At 69.0% G+C, this 26,241-nt stretch carries 22 protein-coding genes; 1 reads left to right on the top strand and 21 read right to left on the bottom strand.

What is annotated here, in order from left to right; genetic code table 11:
* Positions 1-15: 15 nt before the first annotated feature.
* The 3 genes from KVT45_RS18885 to KVT45_RS18875 are packed head-to-tail and all read right to left on the bottom strand — an operon-like array spanning position 16 to position 4,236.
* Positions 16-1,401, bottom strand: coding sequence for an acyltransferase (locus tag KVT45_RS18885; RefSeq protein ID WP_217548962.1), 1,386 nt, complete (start codon positions 1,399-1,401; stop codon positions 16-18).
* Complete coding sequence (locus tag KVT45_RS18880; RefSeq protein ID WP_217548960.1) at positions 1,401-3,836, bottom strand: bifunctional polysaccharide deacetylase/glycosyltransferase family 2 protein; 2,436 nt, start codon at positions 3,834-3,836, stop codon at positions 1,401-1,403. The genes KVT45_RS18885 and KVT45_RS18880 overlap by 1 nt, the downstream gene beginning before the upstream one ends.
* 22 nt (positions 3,837-3,858) lie before the next feature.
* The gene (locus tag KVT45_RS18875) at positions 3,859-4,236 is read right to left on the bottom strand and encodes a hypothetical protein (protein WP_217548957.1); all 378 of its coding nucleotides are present in this window, start codon (positions 4,234-4,236) and stop codon (positions 3,859-3,861) included.
* Positions 4,237-4,541: 305 nt separating this feature from the next.
* On the opposite strand from KVT45_RS18875, the gene KVT45_RS18870 reads away from it, so the two are divergent.
* Positions 4,542-5,579 carry a chitinase gene (locus KVT45_RS18870; protein ID WP_217548955.1) on the top strand — a complete coding sequence of 346 codons (1,038 nt, stop codon included), beginning with the start codon at positions 4,542-4,544 and terminating at the stop codon, positions 5,577-5,579.
* 82 nt (positions 5,580-5,661) lie between these two features.
* Here KVT45_RS18870 and KVT45_RS18865 read toward each other — a convergent pair whose 3' ends face one another.
* The 18 genes from KVT45_RS18865 to KVT45_RS18780 all read right to left on the bottom strand — a co-directional run bounded on the left by KVT45_RS18865 (position 5,662) and on the right by KVT45_RS18780 (position 26,228).
* Positions 5,662-6,114, bottom strand: coding sequence for a hypothetical protein (locus KVT45_RS18865; protein ID WP_217548953.1), 453 nt, complete (start codon positions 6,112-6,114; stop codon positions 5,662-5,664).
* A 12-nt stretch (positions 6,115-6,126) separates the two neighbouring features.
* Entirely contained in the window at positions 6,127-7,326 is a 1,200-nt protein-coding gene (mqnC, locus tag KVT45_RS18860; protein WP_217548951.1) for a cyclic dehypoxanthinyl futalosine synthase, read from the bottom strand.
* A 163-nt stretch (positions 7,327-7,489) separates the two neighbouring features.
* Positions 7,490-8,278, bottom strand: coding sequence for a 2-phosphosulfolactate phosphatase (locus tag KVT45_RS18855; RefSeq protein ID WP_217549220.1), 789 nt, complete (start codon positions 8,276-8,278; stop codon positions 7,490-7,492).
* On the bottom strand, positions 8,275-9,216 hold the full coding sequence (locus tag KVT45_RS18850; RefSeq protein WP_217548949.1) for a sulfatase-like hydrolase/transferase: 942 nt from the start codon (positions 9,214-9,216) through the stop codon (positions 8,275-8,277). Before KVT45_RS18850 ends, KVT45_RS18855 begins: the two co-directional genes overlap by 4 nt.
* A complete protein-coding gene (locus KVT45_RS18845; protein WP_217548947.1) occupies positions 9,213-10,448 on the bottom strand; it encodes a hypothetical protein in 1,236 nt (411 codons plus the stop codon). The genes KVT45_RS18850 and KVT45_RS18845 overlap by 4 nt, the downstream gene beginning before the upstream one ends.
* Positions 10,445-11,224 (bottom strand): hypothetical protein, encoded by a 780-nt coding sequence (locus KVT45_RS18840; RefSeq protein WP_217548946.1) that lies wholly within the window; start codon positions 11,222-11,224, stop codon positions 10,445-10,447. The genes KVT45_RS18845 and KVT45_RS18840 overlap by 4 nt, the downstream gene beginning before the upstream one ends.
* Positions 11,225-11,237: 13 nt before the next feature.
* Positions 11,238-12,197, bottom strand: a complete 960-nt coding sequence (locus KVT45_RS18835; protein WP_217548944.1) for a hypothetical protein — start codon at positions 12,195-12,197, stop codon at positions 11,238-11,240.
* Positions 12,184-12,945, bottom strand: a complete 762-nt coding sequence (locus tag KVT45_RS18830) for a hypothetical protein (protein ID WP_217548942.1) — start codon at positions 12,943-12,945, stop codon at positions 12,184-12,186. The genes KVT45_RS18835 and KVT45_RS18830 overlap by 14 nt, the downstream gene beginning before the upstream one ends.
* Before the next feature lie 92 nt (positions 12,946-13,037).
* Positions 13,038-13,982 carry a putative PEP-binding protein gene (locus KVT45_RS18825; protein ID WP_217548940.1) on the bottom strand — a complete coding sequence of 315 codons (945 nt, stop codon included), beginning with the start codon at positions 13,980-13,982 and terminating at the stop codon, positions 13,038-13,040.
* Between the two features lie 397 nt (positions 13,983-14,379).
* Positions 14,380-15,627 carry an MFS transporter gene (locus tag KVT45_RS18820; RefSeq protein ID WP_217548938.1) on the bottom strand — a complete coding sequence of 416 codons (1,248 nt, stop codon included), beginning with the start codon at positions 15,625-15,627 and terminating at the stop codon, positions 14,380-14,382.
* Entirely contained in the window at positions 15,624-16,529 is a 906-nt protein-coding gene (locus tag KVT45_RS18815; RefSeq protein ID WP_217548936.1) for a diiron oxygenase, read from the bottom strand. The genes KVT45_RS18820 and KVT45_RS18815 overlap by 4 nt, the downstream gene beginning before the upstream one ends.
* Positions 16,526-16,741 (bottom strand): PqqD family protein, encoded by a 216-nt coding sequence (locus KVT45_RS18810; protein WP_217548934.1) that lies wholly within the window; start codon positions 16,739-16,741, stop codon positions 16,526-16,528. The genes KVT45_RS18815 and KVT45_RS18810 overlap by 4 nt, the downstream gene beginning before the upstream one ends.
* A gap of 59 nt (positions 16,742-16,800) precedes the next feature.
* Positions 16,801-17,574 carry a hypothetical protein gene (locus KVT45_RS18805; protein WP_217548932.1) on the bottom strand — a complete coding sequence of 258 codons (774 nt, stop codon included), beginning with the start codon at positions 17,572-17,574 and terminating at the stop codon, positions 16,801-16,803.
* Positions 17,571-19,721 carry an asparagine synthase (glutamine-hydrolyzing) gene (gene asnB, locus KVT45_RS18800; protein ID WP_217548931.1) on the bottom strand — a complete coding sequence of 717 codons (2,151 nt, stop codon included), beginning with the start codon at positions 19,719-19,721 and terminating at the stop codon, positions 17,571-17,573. Before asnB ends, KVT45_RS18805 begins: the two co-directional genes overlap by 4 nt.
* The gene (locus tag KVT45_RS18795) at positions 19,696-20,682 is read right to left on the bottom strand and encodes a putative PEP-binding protein (protein ID WP_217548929.1); all 987 of its coding nucleotides are present in this window, start codon (positions 20,680-20,682) and stop codon (positions 19,696-19,698) included. The genes asnB and KVT45_RS18795 overlap by 26 nt, the downstream gene beginning before the upstream one ends.
* Positions 20,683-21,742: 1,060 nt before the next feature.
* The gene (locus tag KVT45_RS18790; RefSeq protein WP_217548927.1) at positions 21,743-22,627 is read right to left on the bottom strand and encodes an A24 family peptidase; all 885 of its coding nucleotides are present in this window, start codon (positions 22,625-22,627) and stop codon (positions 21,743-21,745) included.
* Complete coding sequence (locus tag KVT45_RS18785) at positions 22,624-25,611, bottom strand: hypothetical protein (RefSeq protein WP_217548925.1); 2,988 nt, start codon at positions 25,609-25,611, stop codon at positions 22,624-22,626. Before KVT45_RS18785 ends, KVT45_RS18790 begins: the two co-directional genes overlap by 4 nt.
* 266 nt (positions 25,612-25,877) lie before the next feature.
* On the bottom strand, positions 25,878-26,228 hold the full coding sequence (locus tag KVT45_RS18780) for an SsgA family sporulation/cell division regulator (RefSeq protein ID WP_089099551.1): 351 nt from the start codon (positions 26,226-26,228) through the stop codon (positions 25,878-25,880).
* Positions 26,229-26,241 lie beyond the last annotated feature (13 nt).

The following is a 26,241-nucleotide window of genomic DNA, read 5'->3' as shown; positions in this document are numbered from 1 at the left end:
TCTTGCAGCACGCCCTCAGGGGAGAAGCTTCGGCTTCTTCTTGGCGGCCACGTCCTCCACCCAGCCGCACGCCACGATGAACACCGCGATCAGGATCCAGCCGACGCCGAACATGAACCACTGGCTGTCCAGCGGGAGCCACTTCTCGAACGCGGGCACGTTCCACATCTGGTCGATCAGCGGGACCGCGAGGACCAGCGCGATCTCGTGCCAGAGGTAGATCGTCACCGCGCGGGCGTTGAAGATCGTGACCGTCCGGTCGAGCTTCTTGTAGCGGGTCAGCCAGGCGAAGTCGATCTTGAAGTAGGCCTTCGCCCACATCAGCAGCATCACGAATCCGGCAGACCAGAAGGCCTGTGCGAGGGGGTTCTCGTCCAGGTCGTAGGTGCCGAAGTCGGCCTGGTGCGAGAAGGCGTACCAGCCGCCGTAGCCGACGGCGGCGAGCGAGCCGACGACCACCAGGGCCGGCTTCATCCGCTGGAGCACGCCGTCGCGGTGTGCGAAGCCGAGGATCCAGCAGAAGAGGTACGTCGACAGGTCCCACAGGGCGCTGCCGAAGCGGTTGTCGGGGCCGGACCAGACGAAGTTCAGGACCAGGATCGGGGCCAGCGACCCCAGGAGCACCGGGATCGGGGCCTTGCGGAAGATCCACAGCAGGGCCGGGGAGAGCAGCACGAACCAGAGGTAGGTGCGCAGGTACCAGAGGATCTCCCAGGCCTGGGTGCCCCACGCGTTGCCCGGCGGGTCGCCGAGCGGCACGATCCAGTAGACGATCTCCCAGCCCGGCATCCAGTCGTGGATCAGCATCGCCAGGACGACGAAGAAGCCCCAGAACCAGAAGGGCGGCAGGAGGCGGCGGAGCCGGCTCTTGACCACCTTGAGCGCCGGACGCTCCAGGGACTTCGCCATGAGGGTGCCGGCGAGGCCGAACATGATGCCCATGGAGGGGAACACCATGCCGCACCAGGCCCAGCCGAAGGTGTGGTACGTGACGACCCTTATGAGGGCGACGGCACGAAGAGTGTCGAAGTAGCGGTCACGTGCCGGTTTCTTGGGCTGCGGGTTCGGGTCGGGCTCCCGGGCGTCGGCTGTTTCGGTGCCCGGAGCTGTCGGCTGTGCCCACCCGTTCCGCCCTGCGGAACGATTGCCCACAGCGGTGGCGGTGACAGCAGTCGGCTCCGGCTGCGGCTCCGGTTCGAGCACCGGTTCCGGTTCAGGTTTCACCAGGGGCAGTGGGGCCGTCTGGTCCGGCGCCGGGGTGTAGGTGTGGTCGGGGTACTGCTGCTGTTGCGGGTACGGCTGCTGGGCGTACTGCTGCTGGCCGTAGGGGCCGTAGTCGTAGCCGTTGTAGCCCTGCTGGTACGGGTTCTGCTGGTACGGGTTCTGCTGGTCCCAGCTCATCAGCCGCCCACCCCCGCCGGGGTGCCGACCTCGCCCGTGCGCTTGAGTTTCTGCCAGCGCAGGCGGCCGCCGGTGAGGGCGGTGATGCAGGAGTGGATGAGGACGAGGTACATCATCTGACGGTAGGCCAGCTGCTGCAGCGGCATCATCGCGAGATAGCGGTACTTCTCCTTGTCCAGGCGGAACGCGTAGGCCGCGCAGGCCAGTTGGATGCCGAGGACGGCGAGCCAGGCGAGCAGGGCCGCCTCGAAGTCGACGAAGATCATCGAGTAGATCGTGAAGACGTCGATCAGAGGGGCGAAGACCGGGGTGACGATCTGGAAGAGGACGACCAGGGGCATGCCGACGCGGCCGAAGCGGCCCGACGGGCCCTTGTCCGTCAGGGACTTGCGGTGCTTCCACAGGGCCTGCATGGTGCCGTAGGACCAGCGGTAGCGCTGGGACCACAGCTGCTTCAGCGAACCGGGCGCCTCCGTCCAGGCCTTGGCGTGCTCCTGGTAGACGACCCGCCAGCCCGCGCGGTGCATGGCGATGGTGATGTCGGTGTCCTCGGCGAGGGTGTCCTCGCTCATGCCGCCGACCTCCAGGACCGCCTCGCGGCGGAAGGCGCCGATCGCGCCGGGGATCGTCGGCATGCAGCGCAGCAGGTCGTACATGCGCCGGTCGAGGTTGAAGCCCATCACGTACTCGATGTGCTGCCAGGCGCCGATGATCGTGTTGCGGTTGCCGACCTTGGCGTTGCCGGCGACCGCGCCGACCTCGGGGTCGGCGAACGGCTGCACGAGGTGTCCCACCGTCTCCGGCTCGAAGACCGTGTCGCCGTCCATCATCACGACGATGTCGTAACTGGCGTTGCGCACGCCGTTGTTGAGGGCGGCCGGCTTGCCCGCGTTCTCCTGGCGGATGACCCGGACGTTGGGCATGCCGAGCTTGTCGGCGGCGGCGCGGGCGATCTCCGAGGTGCCGTCCGTGGAGCCGTCGTCGACGACGATGACCTCGATCGGGTGGGTGCTCTGCGCCAGCGACTCCAGGGTGTTGGCGATGCACTCCTTCTCGTTGTACGCCGGAACGATCACGCTCACCGGCCGGGTGACCGTCGGGCCCCAGCTGAAGCGGCGTTTGTTGCGCTGTCTGTAGTGGCGGCGGGCGATGAGCAGCATCATCCCGAAGCGGCCCATCACCGCGACGCCGACGACGAACAGCAGGCCGGAGAGGAGCGGGAGGGCCCACTCGGCTATCGCGACCGCCACGATGAGCGCCTTGCCCTCGTAGAGGGTCATGCCGGTGGCCGTGCGGTGGGCGGCCTGGAGGCGGGAGACGGTGGTGGTGCGGGTGCCGGTCCCGCTGTTGGGGGTGGTGCCGCCTTCACCGTTGGGGGCGGTGCCGTTCGGGGCGGTGCCGCCGGGGTGAGAGCCGGTGCCGGTGCCGCCGGTGCTCGCACCGGTTCCGGTTCCGGTGCCGGTGCCGGTGCCGGTCACGCCGGCCTCGGTGAGCCCGGTGGTGGTCTGACCGTTCGAGCCGGTGTTCGCGGCGGCGGCCTGCCCGTTGGTGGTGCTCCGCTTCTGGATGACGCCGCTGATGGTGGTGAAGGTGTAGCCCTTCGCCTTCATCTTCTTGATGTACTGCGGCAGCGCCTTGATCGTCTGCGAGCGCTCGCCGCCGGCGTCGTGGAAGAGGACGGCGGCGCCCTTCGTGCCGCTCGGCGTCGCCCACTTGACGATCTTCGAGACGCCCGGCTTCTTCCAGTCGTCGCTGTCGGTGTCGACGAAGACGCTGGTGTAGCCCTCGCCGCCGAGCTTCTTGTAGACCGGCCAGCTGTAGTTGTCGATGGCGTCGGTCTCGGAGGAGTACGGCGCGCGGAAGAGGGTCGTGGTGATACCGGCCGCGCCCGCCAGCGCGAGCTGCGTCTGCTGCATCTCGCGGTTGATCCGGGCGTCGCTCTGGTACGACAGGTCGACGTGCGTGAACGTGTGGATGCCGACCTCGTTGCCCTGCTGGACCATCGTCTTCACGATGCTCGGGTAGCGCGACACCATGGAACCGACCAGGAAGAACGTGGCGGGCACGTCGTACTGCTCGAGGATCTTGAGGACCTGCGGGGTGTAGGTCGGGTTCGGGCCGTCGTCGAAGGTGAGGGCGATGGTCTTGGAGGGGACCGAGACGGTGGACGCCTGGCCGCCCCGGAAGGTGAGGATCGGGCCGCCGTCGAGGACCTTGTCCGGCACCTTGCTCGAACTGGCGCCGGTGCGGACCCGCTGGTCGCCGCCGACCTCTGCGCGCAGATAGCCGTCGAGCAGCATCACGCAGGTCAGCGCCAGCAGGAGCAGCAGGGCGAGGATGACACGTGGTTTCTGCAGCGCCGCGGCCCTGCCCGCCGCCCGCTCGATGCGGGTGGGGGCACGCCTGCGGCCGCGTGAGGACGTCGGAGTAGTCATGGGAAGAGGCCTGCGTTTCCGGTCAGTCGGCGGTGGCGGATGCGGAGGCGGACGGGGTGGCGGCGGTCGAGGGCAGCGACGACGGGCGGCCGCTGGGCAGGCCGACCTGGCCGCCGATGCCGCCCTGCGGGCGTACGCCGCCGGGGGCGTTGCCGGCGCGCGCGAAGTCGGGGATCAGTGAGTCCGGGGTGAGCGAGGTTCCCCAGCCCATGAAGGCGGCGCCGAGCACTCCCGTGTAGGCGAGGCAGACGACGCCGAGGAGGAGGCCGACGCGCCGCAGCACCTTGGACCGGCGCCCGGAGGAGTCGACGAACACGGGCCCGTCGGCAGACCCGTTGCCTTGTTTGCGGCGGCGACCGCGCACGGCGGCGCGGCTTTCGATGGCAGGCTCGGATTGCATTCCCCGGATATTAGGGAGTCTTTATGTGATCGACTTCAGGGTTCTTGTGAAGTGCCCATGAGAAACCCCTTAACCTGTCTTTTAGCTGAGAGATTCTGTGAACACCTGCGGCGGTGGTCGAGGATGGGAAACCACCTGAACACCCCTTTTGCGTCGCACCTTTTGCTCTCTTCGCGCCCTTCATTCCATGAGGTTTCTATGTATTGATCGGAACGTTGAACGCGATGACCGTGTGAGACGTTTTCCTTTGGAATCAGGCTTTGTTTCGAGCCTGAGACACAAATCACGAGAGCGGGTGCATCTTAATGCGGAGTTTCCTCAGGCCGGCTGCTGGGCTTACCTGCCTGTTTGCCATGGCAGTCTCGGGGTGCTCCTCGGGCTCCGACGGCACGTCGGACGCGGCGCCCGCGCCGTCGAAGAAGGCGTCCGCCTCCGCGAGTGAGGCCGACGGCTCGGACGGGTCCAGTACGTCGTACGCGCCCTACGTCAGCGCGACGGAGGCCGCCGACACGGACGACGCCGGGTCACCCTCGACGTACAACCTCGCGTTCGTGATCGCCAGCGGCAGCAGCTGCACACCGGCGTGGAACGGAACGGACGCGATCGGCAGCTCGACCGTGAAGTCGCGGATCTCCAAGCTGAAAGAGGACGGTGCGACGGTCCGGGTGTCCTTCGGCGGGGCCTCCGGGAAGGAGCTGGCGACGACGTGCTCCAGCGCGTCGAAACTCGCCGCCGCGTACGGTGCCGCGCTGGACGCCGCGGGCTCCACGCAGGCCGACTTCGACATCGAGGGCGACACGCTGACCGACTCCGACTCGGTCGCCCTGCGGTCGGAGGCGATCGCGCTGCTCCAGAAGGAACGGCCGGACCTGGAGGTCTCCTTCACGCTGCCCGTGATGCCGTCGGGGCTGGACTCCGACAGCCTCGCGCTGCTGGAGTCCGCGAACAAGTACGACGTGCAGGTCTCGACGGTCGACATCATGACCATGAACTACGGCGAGTCGTACGACGGAGACATGGGCGACTACGCGGTCACCTCGGCGAAGGCCACGCACACGCAGCTGAAGAAGGTGTTCGGGCTGTCGGACGCGGGGGCGTGGGGCGGGATGGCGCTGACCTCGATGATCGGGGTCAACGACGTGGACGGTGAGACGCTCTCGCTGTCCGACGCGAAGGATGTGCGGGCGTTCGCGGAGGAGGAGGGGGTCGCGTGGGTGTCGATGTGGTCGACGTTCCGGGATGTGCAGTGTGAGAGCGGGGCAGCTTCGCAGGATGACGCGGCGACCGATTGCAGTGGGGTGACTCAGAGTTCGGGGGCGTTCGGGGAGGCGTTTGCAGGTTGAGTGTCGTCTGCGGGTAGGTGGGGGCTGGTCGCGCAGTTCCCCGCGCCCCTGAAGGGGCGCGATCCTGAACGGCGTTGAGAAGTCACCTTCGTCTGTGAACCAGTCGGCCCGCGCACACCGTCGCGATACATGCCCCCGCCGCGTCGAAGACCGCCAAGTCCGCTCGGCCGGTTTCGACGATCGTCGGCTCGCGCCACGGACTCGGCATGATCACGACGTCGTTGCGGTCCGCCGCCGCGCGGAGTTCGGGCGAGTCGGTGTACCGCTCCAGGACCGCGGTCGCTCCCTGCTTCAGCACGGCGTGCACGCGCTCCCGCGGACTTGGTGCGGCCGGGAGCGGGCCCTCGTGGATGCGGGCGGGGCCCAGGGCGCCCCCCGGCCAGGTGCGGACCCGCGCTCGCGGGAAGCGCTCACGCAGGTCCTCGTACCGTCCCACGGCGGCGATCCGGTCCTGTACGACGGCCACCGCACCGTTCTCGATCGACTCGGAGTCCCAGGTGACGAAGATCCGGTCCGCCGTGTGAATCGTCTCCACGGATACGGAACGTCAGTTGGAGGCGAGGAGCTTCAGCTCGGGGTGTGCGGTGCCACCCTCGATCGCCGTGGAGGAGATGTGGGACATCACCCGCTCGTCGACCGGGTCGTTCGCCGGGTCGTCGTGGACGACGAGGTGCTCGTACGTCGTGGCGCGCTGCGCCGGGACGCGGCCCGCCTTGCGGATCAGGTCGATGATCTCCAGGCGGTTGGAGCGGTGCTTGGCGCCGGCGGAGGAGACGACGTTCTCCTCCAGCATGATCGAGCCGAGGTCGTCCGCGCCGTAGTGGAGCGAGAGCTGGCCGACCTCCTTGCCGGTGGTCAGCCAGGAGCCCTGGATGTGGGCGACGTTGTCCATGAAGAGGCGGGCGATGGCGATCATCCGCAGGTACTCGAAGAGCGTGGCCTGGGTGCGGCCCTTCAGGTGGTTGTTCTCGGGCTGGTAGGTGTACGGGATGAAGGCGCGGAAGCCGCCCGTGCGGTCCTGGACGTCCCGGATCATGCGCAGGTGCTCGATGCGCTCGGCGTTGGTCTCGCCGGTACCCATGAGCATGGTCGAGGTGGATTCGACGCCCAGCTTGTGCGCGGTCTCCATGATCTCCAGCCAGCGCTCGCCGCTCTCCTTGAGGGGCGCGATGGCCTTGCGGGGGCGCGCGGGGAGGAGCTCCGCGCCGGCGCCCGCGAAGGAGTCCAGGCCGGCCTCGTGGATACGGGTGATGGCCTCCTCGACGGAGACGCCGGAGATCCGGGCCATGTGCTCGACCTCGGAGGCGCCCAGGGAGTGGATCACCAGCTGCGGGAACGCGTCCTTGATCGCCTTGAAGTGCTTCTCGTAGTACTCGACGCCGAAGTCGGGGTGGTGGCCGCCCTGGAACATGATCTGCGTGCCGCCCAGCTCGACCGTCTCCGCGCAGCGGCGCAGGATGTCGTCGAGGTCGCGGGTCCAGCCCTTGGCGGTGTCCTTGGGGGCCGCGTAGAAGGCGCAGAACTTGCACGCCGTGACGCACACGTTCGTGTAGTTGATGTTCCGCTCGATGATGTACGTCGCGATGTGCTCGGTACCCGCGTAACGGCGGCGGCGTACGGCGTCGGCGGCGGCGCCCAGCGCGTGCAGCGGGGCGTCGCGGTAGAGGTCGAGCGCCTCTTCCGGGGTGATCCGCCCACCGGCTGCGGCACGGTCGAGGACGGACTGAAGGTCGGCCTTCTCGGTCACCGGGCGCGTCCCTTTCGTAATGGCTTGTGGACGGACCGAACCAGCCTACGCCAGCCCTTCGGACGGCCCGACCTCAGGCCGTGTACGGGTAGGTTCCGGGTGCCCGTGTCCCCGGTTCGTCGCGCGCGGCGGACACCGCCGCCGGGCTGTGGGGGGATGTCACTCACGCGGTGTCTTGATTCGACGACCGTCTCACGTCGCCGCCGGCCGTGAAGGCCCCGTTCGTCAGAACGGGCACGATCGAGCTGGCATCCAGTTCGATCGCGATCGCGACATCGTCGGCGAATCCTCCCTGGACCAGTTCCAGACCCGAGGAACAGCAGGCCACGGTATCCGCTGCCCTGGGGGTCCCGGCGAAAGACGATCGTGCGACGGCGGCCTCGGGCGACAGGGGCCCGGCTCCTCGTTCCTGCAGTTCGGCGATGATCGCGCCGGCTCCGAACAGATCCTCCAACGCAGGTCGCAGGCTTCCGTCCGGCCAACGCTCGCCCGAGGCGATCACACCGACGGGACGCTCCGGGGTGCCGTAACCCTGAGTGGCGAGCCATCGCCCTACGGCCGTCGCATTGCGCAGACAGCCGGCGACCACGGTCGAGTTGCCGGCCGCCGCGGCGATGGCCGAACCGTTGGGCGACGGCAGCACCAGCCGGGGGGTGAAGGGAGCCTTGCGGAGCGCCGCGGGAGACAGCGACCATGGTGAGGCTGTCGTCGTCTCCCGTCGGCCCACCGCCAGTTCCGCGGCCTTCTTCCGGGCGAAGTCGAGCGCTGTCTCGTCACGCCACGCGTAGGGGAAGACCTGGGTACCCGACTCCACGGCGACGGTCACCGATGTCGTGAACGACAGGACGTCGACCACCACGAGGCAGGCGACGTCCGGAGCAAGCTTGCGGGCGCCGCTGGGGCCCCATTCGAACCGCACGCCGCATCCTTGCTGCAGGAACCAATCACTCATGGCACGGCAGTCTGGCATCCGGACGGGTGCAGCACGCCGATCCACATCGGTACCGACATCACTTCGGGCATCGGCTGATTGTGGCCCCACCAGCCTTTCTCGCCGAAGGCCTCGCCGTGGTCGGCGCAGACGACGACCACCGTCGGGCGGGTCAACGCGTCAAAGAGCCGACCGAGTTTGCGGTCGACGCTCTCCAGGGCGACCCGCTGGGCCTCGCGAAGGCGCGCCATGTCCTTTCGGGCAGCCGTGGTGAACGGCACGACCGCCCCGCCGTTCCAGCTGCCGCTCCACGACCGGGCAATGCGCTGGGTCTCGGTGTCGAATGGATCGTCGGTGCCACGCGTGTACGGTGCGTGCGTCTCGGCGGCGTTGACGAACAGGAAGGACCGCTCGGTGGCAGCGACCTCACCGACCAGCTCCTCAACGTGGTCGAGGGCGAAGTCTCCGAACCCGCGTTCGGCGAACTTGTCGGTGTCGTCCCCGTCCGGACCCCAGTAGCGGAAGGTGTCGAACAGCCCGGGGAAATAGCCGGAGGAGAACCAGCGGACTCCGCCCGCGCCAACGGTGCGGTAACCCGCCCGGCCAAAGCCCTCCACAATGTTGTCGCCGTTCAGCAGCATGCTCGCGCGCGGCACGGCCTGGCGCCGGGCCCGGCTCAGTCTCCACAGCTGACGCAGTTCGCGTGAATAGAAGTCCCACTGGGGTTCTTCGGTCACGTCCGGTAGGAACCCGCCGAAGATCGCCGCGTGGGAGGGCAGGGTGAAGGAGCCATAGCTCGTCGCTCGTCGCAGTGGGCCGAGCGCCTTGAGGTTCGGTGCCGCCGCCTCGGCCGCGACGTCGAAGCGCAGGCTGTCCAGCGTCACCAGGGCGACATCGTGGCGCGCCAGGTCGTCGGCGGCGGCCCTCAGCGTGTCCGTGTCCAGCGCGTGGTCGCTCAATCGGCCACCGTGTTGAGCATCATCGCCTGCTCCTTGGCATGGACGGGGTCGACGGCCCCGACGCTGATCCGGATGTACCGGGGACCGTCGGGTTGGTTGAGCCGGTCCACACCGTACGACCGTGTCGTTGTCCACGGCCAGCCGAAGCCGGCCTGGAGCCGTACCGGTTGGTCGAGGTCCGAGGTCGCGGCGATCCACCGGTTCACCGCGGCGGCACAGTCGGTCGTCTCGTCCAACGGGCGCAGGAACACCAGGCTCCCCATGCGCAACCTGGTGGGCACAGCGGCCCGGTCCAGGAGACCGGCGTCGGGCTCCATGACCTCCCAGACCGTCCGGTCGACGGTGGCTGTGAACTCCGTGGCCGCGGCCACGTGGGTGAGAATCCGCTGCCGCGCCAGCCGTATGTCCACCGGGCTGAGGTAGGCCAGGGCTGCACCCTGCAGCAGCTGTCCGGTGCGTCGCGCGAAGGTCCGTACGGCGTTGACCGCCTCCGGTTCGCCGTAGACGACACCTCCGGAAACCAGGCCCGACAGGTACTTGGCGAGGCTCTCGACGACCAGTACGGATGCGCCACCCAGCCAGGAGCGCAGGTCCTCGTAGGGGAAGGCGTGACCGAACACCGAGTTGTCCACAACGAAGCGGTCGACTCCCGGGCCGAGTGCCGTCGGGGCGTTCACATCCAGGGTCGGCGCGTTGGTGACCGGTTCCAGGAACGCCACCGCGCCCAGGGACGGATCGGCCGGCCGGCCCAGCGGCACGTTCTCGACCAGGTCGTGGGTTTCGAAGTACTGCCTCGGCGGCAGCCGAAGTGGGCGTCGGCCATGCTCCGTCGCGCACACCAGTGCCGTGAAGATGCCGGCCATCCCGCTGTTCACCAGCACGGCGTCCGGCGATCCGTACGCTTCGGCGAGTGCCTGCTCGAGTCGGCGGCGTCGGCCGTGTTCGTAGGTGTCCCAGAAGGTTCCGCCGGAGAGTCCCTTCTCCTGGGCCGCGACGTCGGACCAGAAGTCTTCCATCGTCGCGTACTGGTCGGCGACCAGGCATCGGGCGGACAGTGCGCCGGCAGTGATGCGGACAGCCTCGTCATAACGCTCGAAGTCGGTCATCCTCGGCAGGCGACGGCCTCCCTCGGCGAGGAGCGAATCGAGGAGGGCGACGGCCTCGTCCGCCCCGGCGTCGGCCGCGGCGGTGCGGGCGCCCCCGATGCGCTCGGCGAACCAGTCGGCGCTCACTCCTCGTCCCCCGGCCCGAGGTCCACGACGAATATCTCGTACGGGAACGGAATGCCCGTCACGTCCTTGAGCTGGTGCACCAGGCGCGCGTCACCGTACTGGCCAAGGAAGTCCAGCCATCCTTCGATCGTCCGGTGCTCACCCGGGCAGTCCACGGCGAAATCATTGAGGCACAGGTTGAAGAAGGCGTCCATGAAATCGTGGAACTCGTTGGACACCGTGTCGCTCAGGCAGTTCTCGACGACCGCGAGACGGGTGGGCCGCAGGGTGATCAGCACGCGCTCGACCAGTAAGGCGGGGTCGGGCTCGTGGTGAAGCACGGTGGCGAACAGCGCGGTGTCGTAGACCCCGGTACCCATGTCCCAGAGGGCGTCGAGGGGCCGAGTCTGCACAGCGGGTTCGGTGGGGTAGGCGCCAACACGTTCATAGGCGTCGACGTCGGCCGTCCGGGCCAGCGCTGAAGTCAGGGTGCCGCTGCCGCTGAGGACATCGGCGGTCCTGCCGGCCAGCAGCGGAGCAAGGTATGGCGCGACGGATCGCGGCCGGCCGCCGTCGAGGGCCGCGTTCCAGGCGGCACCCAGACCCGTCTCGGCGAGCCATTCCTTGACCTCACGGCTGCGGAACCCTTGCGCGTGCAGGAGGTCGAGCAGTTGGGACGCGCGCGCCAGGGACTGCTCCTGTTGGCCACAGTCGCGTTCGAAGACTGTCGCCACGGCCTGGAGGGCCTCCGCACGTATCCCGGGCCAACATCGCTCCAGCGACGGTGTCGCCTTCATTTCTCCCCCCGAATCAGTCGTCGAAGAAGGTCATCAATGTGCTGAGCGCGTGGATCTCGGCGTCGTTCAGATGCAGACCGTGTCGGGTGAACTCGGCGACAACGAAGTCGGCCCGCTCGAGGTCGTAGTCGGCAAGGGCCAGCAGAGCGGCGACGGAGGCGACGAGTTCGGGCGCCACCGCGGCCTCCAGTGCTCGGCCGTCCCGGGCCAGTCCCTCGATGAGCCGACCGAAGCGTTCGCGTTCGTCGTCGGGTGCCTCGATGGCCTTCTCGGCGAGCCACTCGACAAGGGTCCGCCGGACCCGCATGAGCCGGGCGAGGGCGGCCTGTGACCGCGGGGTTCCGTCGGCCAGACTCAGCGCGACGCAGCGGAGCAGCGAACACACGACGATCGCGTACCGGCTGACGTCGAACGACATCGGCAGCAGGGACCGGCAGTCCTGGACCACCGTCCACGCCTCGTCCGCGTAGCCGGCCAGGCCGTCGGTGGTGGCCGTGGCGGTGGGAGCGTCGAAGAAGAGCGCCGCCGTCGCCGCCGCATCCTCGGCGTCGTCCGGGGTGTGCACCAGGGACAGGCACCGGTCGCTGGTGCGGGACAGGGCGCGCAGGGAGCCTGGCCGCAGTTGCAGATAGGCGCTGGGCCCCTTGATGTCGTGCAGGCGCCGGCTGAGGCTTGTGCCGTCGCCGGGGTCTGTCTGCTGCTGGAGCAGGACAACCAGGCTGCTGTCGAGGGCGAAGAGGCGTCTCGTCAGGATGCCCCCGAACTGACGGCCCTTCTCCGATGTCTTCGATCGCGGGCGGCCCCGGTAGAACGCCGCCGCGTGGCTCGCGTCAAGGAGGACCGACCGCACCCGAACCGGGCGGGCCCCGAGGGAGAGCAGGCCTTCACCGAGACGCTCCACGCCTGTGCCGAGCAAGGCGTCTGGCAGCAGGACGACGACGGCGAGGTCGTCGGGCCAGTCAGACTGCCGCATGATCCTCCGCTCCGGTCGTCGGCGTGGCCTTCTGCAACAGCTCGCGGCGGGTCTTGAGGGGCGGTCCGGGTACCGCGGGCCGGAAGTGATCGTGTTCGACGGACGAGACGAAGTCGTGCATGGCCCGGATTACCGTCTCGTACTCGTCGGACCCCACGCTGTCGACGACGTGGGACTGGAACTCCCGAACCAGGGCGCGGGATTCGGGCGAGTAGTCCAGTCCGAACTTGCCCGCGGCGCCGAGCACAGCGATGTCCTCGGGGGACTCGGCCAGTGCTACCCGGATGGAGTACTCGCAGGCGTGCCTCCAGGCCTCCTGGCTCCACGGCGAGACCTGCTGGGTGGCGAGCAGGGCCTGGACTTCGTCTCCGTGGGCCTGCAGGGAGCCCAGCTGCTGCTTGATGGCGTCGAAGCCGTGGTCCAGAGTCCCGCGCCGGGCGATGTAGGTGTCGACCGAGTATTCGAGCATGGAGTGCGCCCAGCCCCGGCGGCTGTCATTGGGCACCGGTGTGGGAGCCAGGCCGCGTTCGTGTGCGAGGGCATAGAATTCCTCATACCGTCGCGCGACGACGCCCATGTTCAGATAGGCCCATCCCCGGCGTCTGGCCGGTTCCGTCAGGTTGTCGCCGAAATGGATCCACCAGTCACCCGCGATATGGGACCGGATGAGCCGACTGTCCGTGTCGCCCTCTTTCTCCCAGGCCCGGGTGTAGGCGAAAGCGTGGGAGTCCGCGAAATCCGGCACCATGAGGGCACGGATACCGCTTTCCTGTGCGTAGTCCCGATCGACTGACGACAGAGCCCTAGTCAACAATAAATGCCCGAGGACATACATAAGACCTACCCACCAATGGTTGCCGGGCGCATTCCGGCAATCGTTACGGCATTCTCCGCGTCGAGAAGCCCGGCTTCGATCAACCGTGCGTCGCTGGCCAGCCGAAGCGCCGCCGCGAGGTCTTTGTCGTGCGCGGCGAGCAGTGCGTCGTCCGGCCTGAAATCGGCCCAGTCCTGATAGTGGAACGAGAACTCCGACGCGGTCAGCTCGGGCAGCGCCGCCACCAGCTCCGGTCCGAAGTTGCCGGCCACTCGAACGGTGACGCCTCGCAGGCGGGCGACCTCCACGATCCGGTGCACGAGGTCGAGGACCGCCGGATGGCGGTAGTCGTGCAATGCGGTGCTGCGGGCGGCGCCCAGGGTCAGTCCGGTGAGGTCGTTCATGCCGACGACGACGTAGGTGACGCCGGTGTCGAGGATCCGCTCGATGCGGGCCGCGGCGCTCGGGATCTCCACCATCACCCCGAGTGCCCCCGCATACCCCGCCGACCGCAGCGCGTCCGCCCAGTCCGCGACCTCCTGTTCGTCCCGGACGAACGGTGCCAGCAGCCCCAGCTGCGGCAGGTCCCGGGACAGCGCGGCCATCGTGCGCAACTCGTCGGGCAGGTCGGAGCCGGCCGCCGCGCCACGGCGCAGCGCACGGACTCCGATGATCGGGTTGTCCTCCCTGACGAAGGCCGATCCGCAGGAGTCTCGCAGCACGGCCACGTCCCGCGCCTCCAGGTCGCTGAAGCGGTACCAGAGCGGCAGACCGCCGGCACGGCCGTACAGCGCGTGGAGGTAGTCCGCCACCGAGCGGCGGGTCGACTCACCGGCCCAGGACGTCCCGGCGTGCCGGACCAGGTACTCCGAGCGAATGAGACCGACTCCGCCGGTCCGAGCAAGGAAGTCCGCGGTCGGCAGTTCTCCACTCAACGTCACCGACGGCAGGCCGGTTTTCTTTTCCGGCATCGACTCATTCACCCCATTTCACGCAAGATATTGGTTGGTGCAGGGGGCGCACCAATCGATGCATTGCACGCCCCCTGCACCAAGAAAACGAGGATCAGGCGTCGCTGCGCATGACCGCCTTGCGGTCGACGGACGTGACGGTCGGCTTCTTGTAGGCCTTCACACTAATCACCTCCCCCCTCTGATTCGTTCAATTCAACTTAACCGTGGATTCCACTCGACCGCAAGCCTCTTGGCGAATTTCACAGGATCGGCTTTCGGTTGGAATCCAGGCATGCGGAAATCTGGAATGCGGACAAGCGAAAACACCTTGGCGTCCGCCTTTACATCTCTCCATTTATTCGGTCATGGAGAGTTAATGGCCGTGCTCGCGGAGCGTGGTGGAACCGGGTGGCCGCTAGACCGTGTCCAGGACCTGACCGACGTACCGTTCCCGACTGTGCACAGCCGCCCTCACCAGCGGCCGCACGAGCAGGGCGGCCACGAAGAAGAGCGCGGACAGGATGACCCAGCCGGTGACGCCCAGGGCTGACACCAGCGCCAGCGCCGTCACCGGCGTGAGCGCCTTGCCGATCTGGGCCGCCGAGGAGAACAGGCCGAGGTACTGGCCGTGCAGATGGTCCGGCGACAGGGCGGTGGCCGCGCCCCAGGAGCCGCCGGCCAGGGCCATCTCGGCGACCACATGGGTCACCGCCCCCACCACGAGCAGCGCGATTCCGGCGCCGACGCCGACATCGGCCGCCGCGCCGAAGAACAGGCAGGTCACACCAAGCCCGATGGCGCAGACCACGAGCGACCGCGAAGCGCCGCCCAGCGTCTCGCCGGCCCAGGCGACCTTCGTCTGGAACAGCACCACGAAGACCGTGTTGATGACGATGATCCCGGAGAAGAACGACTCCTGGATGTCCGTGCGGCTGACCAGCCAGACCGGCAGGACGACGAACAGCACGCCCTGGTTCATCGCCAGCACTCCGTTGACCAGCACCAGTCCCAGCACCGGCAGATCGCGATGGCCCTTGGCGGTGACCTGGGAACGGTCCGTCTCCGAGGCCACCTCGCGGAACCGCAGGCACACCAGCGCCCCGCCGATCTGCATCAGCCCCGCACCGAGCAGCCCGACCACGAAGGACGTCCGGACCGGGTCGAGCAGGACGAGGGCGCCCAGGCCCGCGCCGACGGTCAGGCCCACGTTGTTGGTCGCCCGCATCAGTCCCCGGGCGCCGGCGCGGGTAGCGCGCGGTAGCACCTGGCTGACCAGGGCGCCACGCGCGGAGGTGGCCGCGGCCTCCGCGACTGCGACCGCGCAGGCTGCGACCATGAACCAGGGCACGCTCGTGACCAGGGCGTACGAGGCCGTCGCAAGGCCTTGCGTCATACCGGCCGCCACCGTCATGGTCCGGGCACCGAACCGGTCCGCTGCCACCCCGGCCGGATAGGACACCAGGAGGGCCAGGAGCCCGGCGATGGTGAGCCCGATGCCGAGCTGGGCGGGCGACACCTTGACCACGGAGACGAAGTAGAGAGTCGTCAGAGACAGCACCAGGCCTGTGCCGACGGTGCGGACCAGGTTGCTCAGGCAGAGCCGCCGCACGTCGGCGTCCCGCAGCAGACTCCGAATGGTGGGCCGGTCGGTCGCATCCGTCATGCCGCCAACCTCTCCTCGATCATGTCCTGATTGACGGCGCCCAGTTCCACCAGGTAACGCACGCAGGCCCGTGAGTCCTGCAGCAACCGCCCCGCGGCAAATACCTCGCGGAACCCGCGGACCGTCTCGGCCGCCCGGTCCGGCCTCATCCCGGCCTCAGTCAGGCAGTGCCGTTCCATCGCCTCGTCCTGGCCGAGGAACGCGACGATCATCTCCGGGATCAGCGCGCCGAGGACGGCCCGGTCACGCATGCCGAGGGACCGCCAGAAGTGCGGCAGCAGCGCCCGGAAGTACGCGTGGTGGCGCCGCTCGTCCTGACCGTGGTCGGCGACCACCTCGCGGACATAGGTCGGAAGCCGCTCGTCCCGCGGCAGCATCAGCAGCTTCGTCGAGATCAAGGTCTCGCTGACGTACGTGATCAGCAGGTCGAACGCGGGGCGCAGGGTCGGCTCAATCGATTCCCGCAGTCGCCCGCGCACGCGCTGGAACTCATATGTCTCCGGCAGGCATGGCGGCACGCCCGTCTGGTCGGCGATCCTCTCGATCAGATCGAAGGTGAACTGCCCATGCCACGCCTCGTCCGTGGTGATCGCCATCGCGTCGCGCCGCATCGCGATCGGCAGTTCGAGCCCGGACCGCCCGGTGCCCAGCAGGGTGGTCACCGGGAGGACGACGAGCGACTCCAGTTGCACGGTGAAGTCGAGGTACGCGTACAGATGCAGGGTCAGCAGCCGTCGCACCTGCTCGGGGCCCAGTGACGACCGGAGCACCTCGTGCCCGGTCACCAGTTCCGGCGGGTAGTAGAAGTCCCTCGCCTCGGTCGCCTCCCGCAACGGCTTCGTTCGCACACTGGCCTGGCTGTCCCACCGTACGAAGGCACTGCGGTACTCGTCGACGCTCAAGAACGGCTCCTCTCCTGAACAAATCCCGCCTCCACCAGACTGGCGACGGCCTCGGAGATGTCGGAGCGAACCTCGTCGGGAGTGATTCCGTACTCGGCGGCGACGGCCTCGGCAAGCTCCTCGACCGTCACCTGAGCGGCGAGTCGGTGCCACAGGAACTCGGCGGTTTCGTCGAGGGCAATGTCCCGGTCGTCCAGCGTCAGGTGGAGCACCCCGTCGACTCGCCGTAACCGGGTCCGCAGCGTGCGCCTGAACTGCCCTGCCATCGCGGTCACAGCTCGATCGACGCGGCGATGTTCTGACAGGTCACGAGCACGCTCTCGATCCAGGCCTCGGGGTCCTTGTGATAGTCGCGCAAGGTCTCGACCGCCCAGTACTCGTCCAGGGTGAACTGGGTCGGCCGAGCCTCCTCGACCCGGCGGGCGCGCCACTTGCTGGACGCGCTGAACTCCCCGCACACCGCCAAAGCCGCGTCCACCGAGTGCCCGTGGGCGCGCAGCGTCGCGAGGGTCGCGCTCTTGATATCACCGGTTTCCAACTGGCCGACAGCGTCCTCGACCGCGTTGTCCGACAGCCGCAGGCATCGGTCGGCCATGACCTGGCGGGCGTCGGAGGCGTGCAGGCGTCGTTGCCACCGCGCGACGTTGTCCCCTCCGCTGATCGGCTGACCGTGCCAAAGCCGGCCGAGGAAGTCGACCTCGTAGTTCGTCAGCGTGACACCCACCGCACGGTTCTCGTGCACCTCACTGATGTGCATGGCCGAAAACAGCGACTCCACCTGCGTCTCCCGCCACACCTGCAGGTCCCCGACGTCGTCGCCGTCCGCCAGCGCACGCCGGTAGAAGTGGCCGTCGGCCGCACCGCACGGAATCTTCGTGAACAGCCCGTCGGCGGGCTCGTGAACCTGCGGCAAGATCGCGTACAGGTCGCGGTCGCTGTGCTGGTTGGCCCAGCCGCGCACCGTGGACCCGCCTTCGAAGACCGTGGGCGGATCCGGCAGGTCCGTGGCGAATACGGTCAGCGTCTGCTCCAGTCGCCCGGTCATCGGAGTACCTCCGGACACTGGAGCAGGCCACCGGCGATCAGTTCGTCGACCTGCAGCTCAACCCGTGTCCGCTCCGGCCCCGCGCACCCGTCGACCAGGTCGGAGACCGACGTGGTCTCCACGGCCCGCTGCAGCAACTCCACAATCCACCGCTCGTCTTCGTCGACGGTGTACTCGATCGTGCCGTCGACGATCACCAGCGTCACGTTGTCGTCGGACCGCGCGAAGTCGACACCGGGAGCGGTCCGCACCAAGGTGTCGACACCGCCCAGCAGGCCGAGGAACACCGAGTGCCTGGACGTGTCGAGGTCCGTCTCCACCAGCGCGGGCTCCTCCGTCGAATAGGCCGGCGGATCCAACTCGTACTCCGCAAAGCCCGAGGCGACGATGTCGTCCAGCAGCGCCATGTTGACCAGGCGCAGCAGCAGATCGACGTCCACACCGCGATCGCCGTCGACGGCCCGGCCGACGGCCGACACGATGGCGTCCGGCCGCAGGTGCTCCTTGCCACCGACGCTGTCCAGGGCGCGTTCCAGCAGGGCCCGGCGTTCGCCGGTCAGCATGGCGAGGGTCTGCTGTTGCACGAGCCCTTCACCGACACCGCGGTAGAACGAGATTTTCGGGCGATCCGCAAGACCGCTCGGCAGGACGTCCTGGAAGGCCTGCCGAGCGATCGCCTTGTCCCACAGCAGCTCCGCATGCCGCGCGCGCGGAATGCGGCCCAGGAGTTCGATGATCCGGTGGTCGAGGAACGGCACCCGTGCCTCGACACCGTGCATCGCCGCGACGCGGTCCTCGTGCCAGTTGTTGTACTGCTGGATGTCCTCGTACTTCGTCCGCACGAAGTCCGCGTAGTGACGGGCCCCGTCGCCCTCCGCCACCGACCGCAGGTACGAGCCCGCACCGCCCTGCCATCCGTTGAGCCGGCCGTCGGACAGCAGGCGCGTGTTCTGGCTCATGCTGTGCAGCGCCTGCTCGAACATCGGCCAGTCGTCGGCGTTGGCGATCGCAGTGGCGTATCCCCCGTTGAACTCGTCCGCCGCCTGGCCGAGCAACATGGCCTTCAGAGCCGGGTTGGTGCGCTTGGCCTCGATGTACAGGTTGTGCTTGAACCACTGTTCGGGCCCGCAGAACGGCGTCTCCGTACCGGCCAGCAGCTGCAGCCACTCCCCCGCGGTCGGGTACAGACGAGGCGGCAGGGCCACCAGGCGCAGGTCCACCCCGAGGCTCGCGGCCAGCCGCTGAGCGGCCTCGGCGTCCCCGTTCATCAGCGTGCCGGGCGTGACCGCGCTGAACGCCGTGAAAGTCTTGCCCGCACGCGCGGCGAGCGCGGCCACGACGGCGGAGTCAAGGCCCCCGCTGAGCAGGAGACCGACGTCCGCGTCGGCCGTGGCGCAGTCGGCAACCGCCGCGGCCACCAGCGCGCGATACTCCGCTGCGAAGTCCCGGTCGAGGTCGACGGGCACGTCCAAACCGCCGAAGTCCGGGAGTTGCCAGTACCGCCGGGAGGTCATGGCGCCGCTGCGCAGGTCGATCGTCTCGATGGTCGCGGCGGGGGTGGCGTGCACGCCGACGACGAACGAATCCAACCTGTTGCGCGCGAGCGAGGGTTCGGCCGCCAGTTGACGGTTGTGCAGAGCGGCGTCCCAGTCGAAGCGCATGTCGATCCGGGACGAGCGGGCGACTGCTTTCAGCTCCGAGGCGAAGACCAGCCGACCACCCGAGACCGCGTGGTACATCGGTTTGATGCCGAATCGGTCCCGCGCGAAGATGACTTCATCGCGGCGGCGATCGTGAATGACCAGCGCGAACATCCCGCACACATCGTCAAGAAAGTCCAGCCCCCTCCGCTCGTACAAGTGGAGCAGGATTTCGCAGTCCGATTTGGTGCGCAGCCGAATATCCGGCAGCGACGCCTCCAGCTCGCGATGGTTGTAGACCTCGCCGTTCGCCATGAGGACGATCTGGCCGTCCGCAGACACAAACGGCTGATCGCCGTCCTCGGGTGCGACCAGGGCGAGTCGAGTGAATCCCATGATCGCGGAGCTGTCGCGCACCATGACCCGTCCGTCGGGGCCGCGGCGGCTCAGCGCGTCGAGCATGGCACTGACCGCTTCCAGTTCATGGTCGGTCGACCGGGAATCCACCGATCCGAGAGTCGCCAATCCTGCTAGACCGCACATCTTCGTTCCACCCTTCGGCCCGGTTGTTCCTCGCTTGCTCGGCAATCGCGGCACGCGTCCGCTTCTTGACCTCGGCAAGATGGTCCAAGTGCGGGATATCGGCGTACGCCTCGCCGAGCAGCCGCGGCAGGTCGGAGTAATGCACGACACACGTGTCGGCGCCGCTCCGCAGCGCCGCCTCCATCAGTGGCGGCGTCAGGTAGCCGGCCACGTGCATCTGGTAATCGTCTGCGACGCTCGCCTCGCGGACGAGGCTCAGCGCCCGGGCCAGCCCCGGACCCAGTTCGGTGTTGACGTCCGGCACCCGAGGTCGTGCCGCCAGCAGGCTGCCCAGGTCGTTGGTGCCGACAACGACGTGTCGTGCACCGGCGGCGATGAGTGACGCGGCGTCCAGCACGGCGGCCGGCGTCTCGATCATCGTTCCCACTCGGCAGTCCGGCCCCACTTCCGTCAGCACCTTGTCCCGGAACCACAGGTACTCGTCCACAGCGGAGACGAAAGGGGCGATGACGATCAGGTTCGGGTGGCGCCGGTGAATCTCACGTAACACCTGCAGCTCTGCCGAGAGACTGGCCGGATGCCTGATGTGACGGCGCACTCCGCGCACGCCCATGAGCGCGTGGACATCCTCGTGGATTACCTCTTCGACGCCCTTGAGGGTGTTCGCCTCGGCCGCCGTGACCTCCATCGTGCGATAGACGACCGGCCCCGACGAGAGCATAAAGAGCTCGTCGAGATAGGCGAACAGCTGTTCCTGTGCAACTGGATGCGTCGGATACAGCTCCAGCGCCCGGAAAACATACTCACCTCGTACGAGACCAATCCCCGTGAAACGTGAGACTAGTTCACGAGTCGGTCTCTCGCCGGACAACGCCAATGAAAGAGAATCCGACTTCTGATGATTCTCCGGACTGCCTGCACTCACCAGAGACACCCGACGATGACGACCACTCCCCGAAATGCTCGCACTCGCTCGAATATGTTCTTACTGCTTACCCAGGCGGTCGAACAGATGAGAGAGCACAGGCTTTCAAGTAAAGGGGTACTGCGGTCGCACAACTAGTGCCGACCCTTACCCCGAACCCCCGGTTCATCCCCGTTCTGCCCCCGCTTGACCGTCGACGGTACCTGATTACCCACAGGACCTGTCAACCACTCAACTACAGCACGTCCCGCACCGCTTGTATGACTACTCGACCCACTTCGCCGGCAACCACAGCTATAAACCGCATCCTCGAATATGGCGAGAAATCTGCGGTTGCGCTCCACCGAGCGGCGCGGGGATCCGGCCCCCACCAGTTTGCCGGAGACCCTGTCGGCGGGGTGTCACCCGAACCCTGCGGTCTCACCCGGGATCGCATATGAAACACCGACGCGACCTGCGGAATCCTTGGCCTGGTCTCGTCACGTGGCCGGGTCGGACGCCACGGCCTGCGCCCACCTTGCCGAGTGTTCCCTGCCAGTCACGGCAACGGAATCATTGACCAAGGCCAGTCGGCAAATTTCGGCCCTCGTGGCGTGAATCGACTGACCGATTATCATCAACAGCGCCCGAGGTCACGGACGAAGCCGCCTTCAGGAATCCTCGCAGAAGTGGCCGACGCGCACTTCTCGGGCGGTACGGCCCCTTTCTTTATGAAATCCATCCCCCACGCGCGGTGTGGGTCAGGATCCAGTGCAGCTCTTCCGGATCCGGGGAACCTCCCACGAGCTCGTCACACGATCTTGTTGGGGTGCGCTCGGGCCATGTCGACCTGTGGATCGCGAATTCGCTATGCAGCAGGACGGTCAGTGGGGCCCCCGGGTGGGCGAAATACCGGCGTCCGTCACATTCTGTCCGCAAGCCGGGACAGACTGCGGCCGAGTCGAGTGCTCACGGTTCGGCAATGGTCTGCAGGGACAGGCCTCGTACCCCCGCCAGGCAGTGGGCCACGCGGCAGGACAACGCAAGCACGCCCGTACATCCGAGAAAAGGACATCGGAAACTAGACGCCGCTGTACGCGCCGACCAGCAGCCCCGCGAACGCTCCCGCGATCAGGAACGGTCCGAACGCGATCGCCGTCTTGCGCCCGGCCCGCCGTACGACGACGAGCGCGCCGCCGTACAGGGCGCCGAACAGGAAGCCGGCGAAGGTGCCGAGCAGCACGGTGGGCCAGCCGTACCAGCCGAGGGCGGCGCCCGCGCCGAGCGCGAGCTTGACGTCGCCGAAGCCCATGCCGCCGGGGTTGATGAGGAAGAGGACGAAGTAGGCGCCGCCCAGGGCGAGGGCCGCGTAGAGGGAGGTGAGCCAGTCGCCGGCGTGCTCGGGGAGCAGGGCGGTCACGCCGAGGAGAGCGAGGGCCGCGGCGGCGAAGGGGAGGGTGAGGGGGTCGGGGAGGCGCTGGACGCGGAAGTCGACCACGGCGAGCAGCACGCCGACGGGGGCCAGCAGCAGCCAGACGGCGAGTTCGGGGCGGGTGCCCGTGGCCAGGGCGAGGGCTGCGCAGACGAGGGCGGTGGCCAGGGCGAGGGGGGCGGGTGCGGGTGCGGGTGCGTGGGTGGTTGCGGATTTGGTGCTCCCACCCGCATCACCCGTGCGAGTTTCGTTGTCGGGTGCGGGTGGCCCCTGTGGGGCGTTCTCGCCGTCGGCGGCCACCGGTTCGTCGTCGGGGGTGGGTGCGGGTGCCTGGGCCGGGGAGTCTGTCGGGCAGTCGCGGCAGTGTGTGGGGCCCAGCCAGCCCCTGATGGGGTGGCCCGCCGGGCACGTCTTTCGCCAGTCCTCCCCCGCCGGGGCCGAGAAGCGGTACGCGGCGCGGGGCAGCAGGGACCCGGCCGCTGCGCCCCAGAGGGCGGCGGCGGCCGGGAGGGCGAGGTCCAGGGCGGTCGTCATCCCGTCGCGGCGGCGCCGTCGCGCCAGGTCGGGAGGAGCTCGTCGAGGAGGGCCTCGGTGCGCGGGGGCAGGCCGCGCGCGCCGCTGCGGGTGACGAGGTCGGCGGCGAGGGCGCGCAGCCGGTCCGGGTCGCCGGTGGCGTGCGTGGCGCGCAGCAGCTCGTTCCAGAGGCGCTCGTCCGCCGAGGCGGTCCGCAGCGCCGCGCCGAGCGCCTCGATCGCCTTCTCCGCGCGGTCCTTCTCCAGGTGGAACGCGGACAGCGCGAGGCCGATGTCGGCGACGAGGAGCGGGAGCTGGGCGTCGATGATCTCGTGGGTGAGCCAGCGGTAGCGGCCCTCCGCGCGGTCGGCGAGCAGCGGGCCGCGCACCAGGACGAGCGCGTCGGTGAGGAGGCGGCCGCGGACCGCCCGGCTGTCGACGCCCTTGCCCTGGGTGGCCTCGTGGTACAGGGAGCGCAGGACGTCCAGGTCGGAGACGACCGACTTGGCGAGCGTGAGACGGCCGGCCGCGTCGGAGCGCAGCCGGGCGCCGCCGTCGGGGTCGGTGCCGAGCCAGCCGCGCAGCCGCTCCAGGAGGGCGTCGCGGACGTCCTCCGGCACGCCCCGCGGCCACAGCGCGGACGACAGCACGCGCGGGTGCACGCCCTCGCGGTGCAGGAGGAGCAGCGCCAGCGCCTCGTGGAGGAGGGCGCTGCGCTCGCCGTCGGGGGCGTCCAGGCCCATGATCTCGTACGGCCCGACGAGCCGCGCGTACACCGCGGGACGGCCCTGTTCGCTGATGTCGACGAGGAACGGCGGGGTGGTGGTGGGGCCGTCCGGGTCGCGCTCGGGGTCGGCCTCCACGAAGAGTTCGACGACCGCGCGCTGCTGGACGGCGGGCAGCAGCTGGGCCTGGAGTTCGAGGCCGAGGAGCGGGGCGAGGAGCCTGCCGTCCGGGGTGATCTCCATCGCCCAGGCGGCGCCGGCCAGGTCGTCGCTCTCGGTGCCGACCAGGTAGCCGATGCCCAGCCGGCTGGCGTCCGCGGCGAGTTCGGCCAGGCGCAGCGCGTCCTCGGCGGACGGCTGGGTGGCGAGGAGGACCAGGTTCGGCGCCCAGCGGGTGTGCTGGGCGGGCCCGGTCCGGCCGGTGAGGACCGAGTGGTGGTCGGCGGCGCCCAGCGCGCCGCGCCGCTGCCGGGTCTCCGCCTCCATCGTCTCGAACAGCGCCTCCACGTCGTCGAGATGGCGCAGCCGGTTGGGGGCGAGCGGGGTGAGGTCCGCGCCGAAGCCGACGAGCGTGATGGTCATACGGTCCGACCAGCCGTTGGTGGCGAGTTCGGCGGCGACGGAGGCGAACACGGCGGCCCGGTCGGCCTCGCGGCCGCTCAGCGAGACGATGCCGGGCACGGCCTCCAGGTTGAGCAGCAGCCGCGAGTCGTCCATGGTGCCGAGGCTGACCAGACCGGGGTACGGGGCCGCGGCGTCGGTGTCCTCGTAGCGCTCGGCGTCCGCGCGGGACAGCGTCCAGAACGTCTGGTCCTGGCCGAGCTGCCAGGGCGCCGGGGGTTTGCCGGCCGGCTGGGCGAGTTGCAGATGCAGATCGCCGTGGCTGAGCCAGGCCGCGTAGACGACGGGCAGCGAGCGGGACTCGGCGGTGAGGGCGGCGGCGAGTGCGCGGAGCGACCGGTCGAGCAGCCGTACGCCCTCCGGGTCCGCGCCGACCAGCAGCGCGTCCTGTACGTCCTGGGCGTCGCCGGTCGGGATCGGCGGCTCCATGCCGCGGCGGCCGCCTACGGCACCGAGCGCCGACTGCCACAGGGCCTGCCGGCGCCGGAGGCCGAGGGCGGCCAGCAGGCCGGCGGCGAGGAGGGGGGCGCCGAGGAGGGCCTCGGACAGACCGAAGGAGGAAGAGGAGGACGAAGCGGAGGAGTGCGCGGAGGTCCCGTGTGCGGCGGGGGTGCCGGTGTTGTCGCCGGCCGGGCGCTGGCTCGGCACGGTGATCTGGGCGGTGGCGCCGTCCTGGTCCGCGTGCTGTCCGCCGCCCTGCTCCTGGTGCTGCTGCTGGTGCTGGGCGTGGTCGCCGGTCTTCGCGTAGTCGCCGATCTGCTGCTGGACCTCCGGGGAGACGTGCGCGTCGGGGTTCTCGACGAGTTCGCCGCCGTGTGCGTCGCCGGGCATCTCCATGATCCAGCCGGGGCGGATGAGGCTCGCCTCGGAGAGCCGGGAGCCGTCGGGCTGGATGCGGTCCTTGTTGAGCTCGTAGATCTCCTTGTACCGGCGGCCGTCGCCGAGGTGGCGTTGCGCTATCTCCCACAGGGAGTCGTGGTGGCGGCCCTCGGGCGGCTGGATCCGGTAGTACTTCGTCGCGCCGTGCGCGGCGGTGGAGCCGTGCTCGGCCTGGGCGGAGACATGGCCGGCCTGCTCGGCGAGGGCGGCGGCGGTGCTCTTCGCCTGCGCCTGCTGCTGGGCGAGGATGCCGGGGGTCGCCTGGGCGGCGGCCACCGTGCCCTTCTGGTTGCCCTCCATGCTGTGGCCGAGCTGCGAGAGGCCCGGGGTGAGGCTGGCGGCGGTGGCGCCGACCAGCAGCAGGGCGGCGACCAGCTGCCGGGCGAGCAGCTGGCTGGGGCCGGCGCCGGGGACCCGGCCGGGCAGGCCGACGCCGGAGACGGCGGCCTTGACCTCCACGAGCACGCAGGCCGTGAACTGGGCCCAGGCCAGCCAGACGACGACCGTCAGCGCGTACAGGAACGTCTCGACGCCGATCGGCTGCGACAGCCAGTCCATGCTGGGCGCGGTGCGCGGCAGCGGCCAGCCGACGGTCACGGCGAGGGCGCCGGGGACGCCGACGACGAGGACGAGCAGCACCACGAAGGCGAGGAACGCCTTGACGACGTCCCCGAACGTACGCCGCCGCAACCGCACCGGCTGCGGGGTCCGGTTACGCGGACCCGACGGAGCGGTCCCCGTCGGTCTTCCCGTCGAGCTTGATGTGCTGCGTCGCGCCATGGCGGGTGTCCCGGGGTCGTGTGTGGAAGGAGTGGGCCGGGGGCGCACCGAGCCTGTCGAGGTCCCCCTGACGATCCTATTGACTGGGACCGACAGCGTCGAAGGGGAAGAACGGCGAACGGCCGCCTGAATCATCCCCTTTCACCAACCGGTGCACCATTGACCGGAGTTGCCACCACCCGGCCCGTACACGCCCCCTCCACACACCCCGCACAATCCCCCGCCATCCCCCGGTTCGCGGTCATCCGCCCCCGCCGGCCTCGTTTTCAGCTGCACACCCGGAGCGACGACAGCAGGAAGCGGGTGAGGGCCGAGGTGGGGAAGCTGATCGCCGCCACGCCCTCCTCCGCGCGCAACTCCACGACCGTGCGCGACGGGCCGTACGGGCGCACCTGCACGTTGCCGAGCGCGGCGGGGCCCTCCAGGCCTTCCTCCAGCAGGGCCCGCGCGAAGGTCCAGGTGACCTCCTCGCCGTCCAGGGAGATCCACGGCGGGAAGACGAAGTGCACGGCCTGCGGGTCGGCCGAGGTGTAGCGGAGGGTCGCGGGGACCGCCACCTCCTGTTCGTCGGCGGTGAGCAGGCGGGCGCCGGTGGGCTGCTCCAGCGTGATGGGCACGGGTCGTCTCCGG

Origin of the sequence: Streptomyces sp. GbtcB6 (genome assembly GCF_019091475.1) — a bacterium.
GTDB classification, from domain to species: Bacteria; Actinomycetota; Actinomycetes; order Streptomycetales; family Streptomycetaceae; genus Streptomyces; species Streptomyces hyaluromycini.
Note: the sequence above shows the minus strand (reverse complement) of the source record. Positions and strands in the feature narration are given on the sequence as shown.

What these genes read in the sequence shown, in the direction of transcription:
- KVT45_RS18840 (WP_217548946.1), bottom strand. Translation starts at nt 11,224, where the DNA reads ATGAAGGCGACACCGTCGCTGGAGCGATGTTGGCCCGGGATACGTGCG.
- KVT45_RS18785 (WP_217548925.1), bottom strand. Translation starts at nt 25,611, where the DNA reads ATGGCGCGACGCAGCACATCAAGCTCGACGGGAAGACCGACGGGGACC.
- KVT45_RS18880 (WP_217548960.1), bottom strand. Translation starts at nt 3,836, where the DNA reads ATGACTACTCCGACGTCCTCACGCGGCCGCAGGCGTGCCCCCACCCGC.
- KVT45_RS18855 (WP_217549220.1), bottom strand. Translation starts at nt 8,278, where the DNA reads ATGAGTGATTGGTTCCTGCAGCAAGGATGCGGCGTGCGGTTCGAATGG.
- KVT45_RS18825 (WP_217548940.1), bottom strand. Translation starts at nt 13,982, where the DNA reads ATGCCGGAAAAGAAAACCGGCCTGCCGTCGGTGACGTTGAGTGGAGAA.
- KVT45_RS18830 (WP_217548942.1), bottom strand. Translation starts at nt 12,945, where the DNA reads ATGGTGCCGGATTTCGCGGACTCCCACGCTTTCGCCTACACCCGGGCC.
- KVT45_RS18820 (WP_217548938.1), bottom strand. Translation starts at nt 15,627, where the DNA reads ATGACGGATGCGACCGACCGGCCCACCATTCGGAGTCTGCTGCGGGAC.
- KVT45_RS18885 (WP_217548962.1), bottom strand. Translation starts at nt 1,401, where the DNA reads ATGAGCTGGGACCAGCAGAACCCGTACCAGCAGAACCCGTACCAGCAG.
- KVT45_RS18870 (WP_217548955.1), top strand. Translation starts at nt 4,542, where the DNA reads ATGCGGAGTTTCCTCAGGCCGGCTGCTGGGCTTACCTGCCTGTTTGCC.
- KVT45_RS18875 (WP_217548957.1), bottom strand. Translation starts at nt 4,236, where the DNA reads ATGCAATCCGAGCCTGCCATCGAAAGCCGCGCCGCCGTGCGCGGTCGC.
- KVT45_RS18790 (WP_217548927.1), bottom strand. Translation starts at nt 22,627, where the DNA reads ATGACGACCGCCCTGGACCTCGCCCTCCCGGCCGCCGCCGCCCTCTGG.
- KVT45_RS18835 (WP_217548944.1), bottom strand. Translation starts at nt 12,197, where the DNA reads ATGCGGCAGTCTGACTGGCCCGACGACCTCGCCGTCGTCGTCCTGCTG.
- KVT45_RS18805 (WP_217548932.1), bottom strand. Translation starts at nt 17,574, where the DNA reads ATGACCGGGCGACTGGAGCAGACGCTGACCGTATTCGCCACGGACCTG.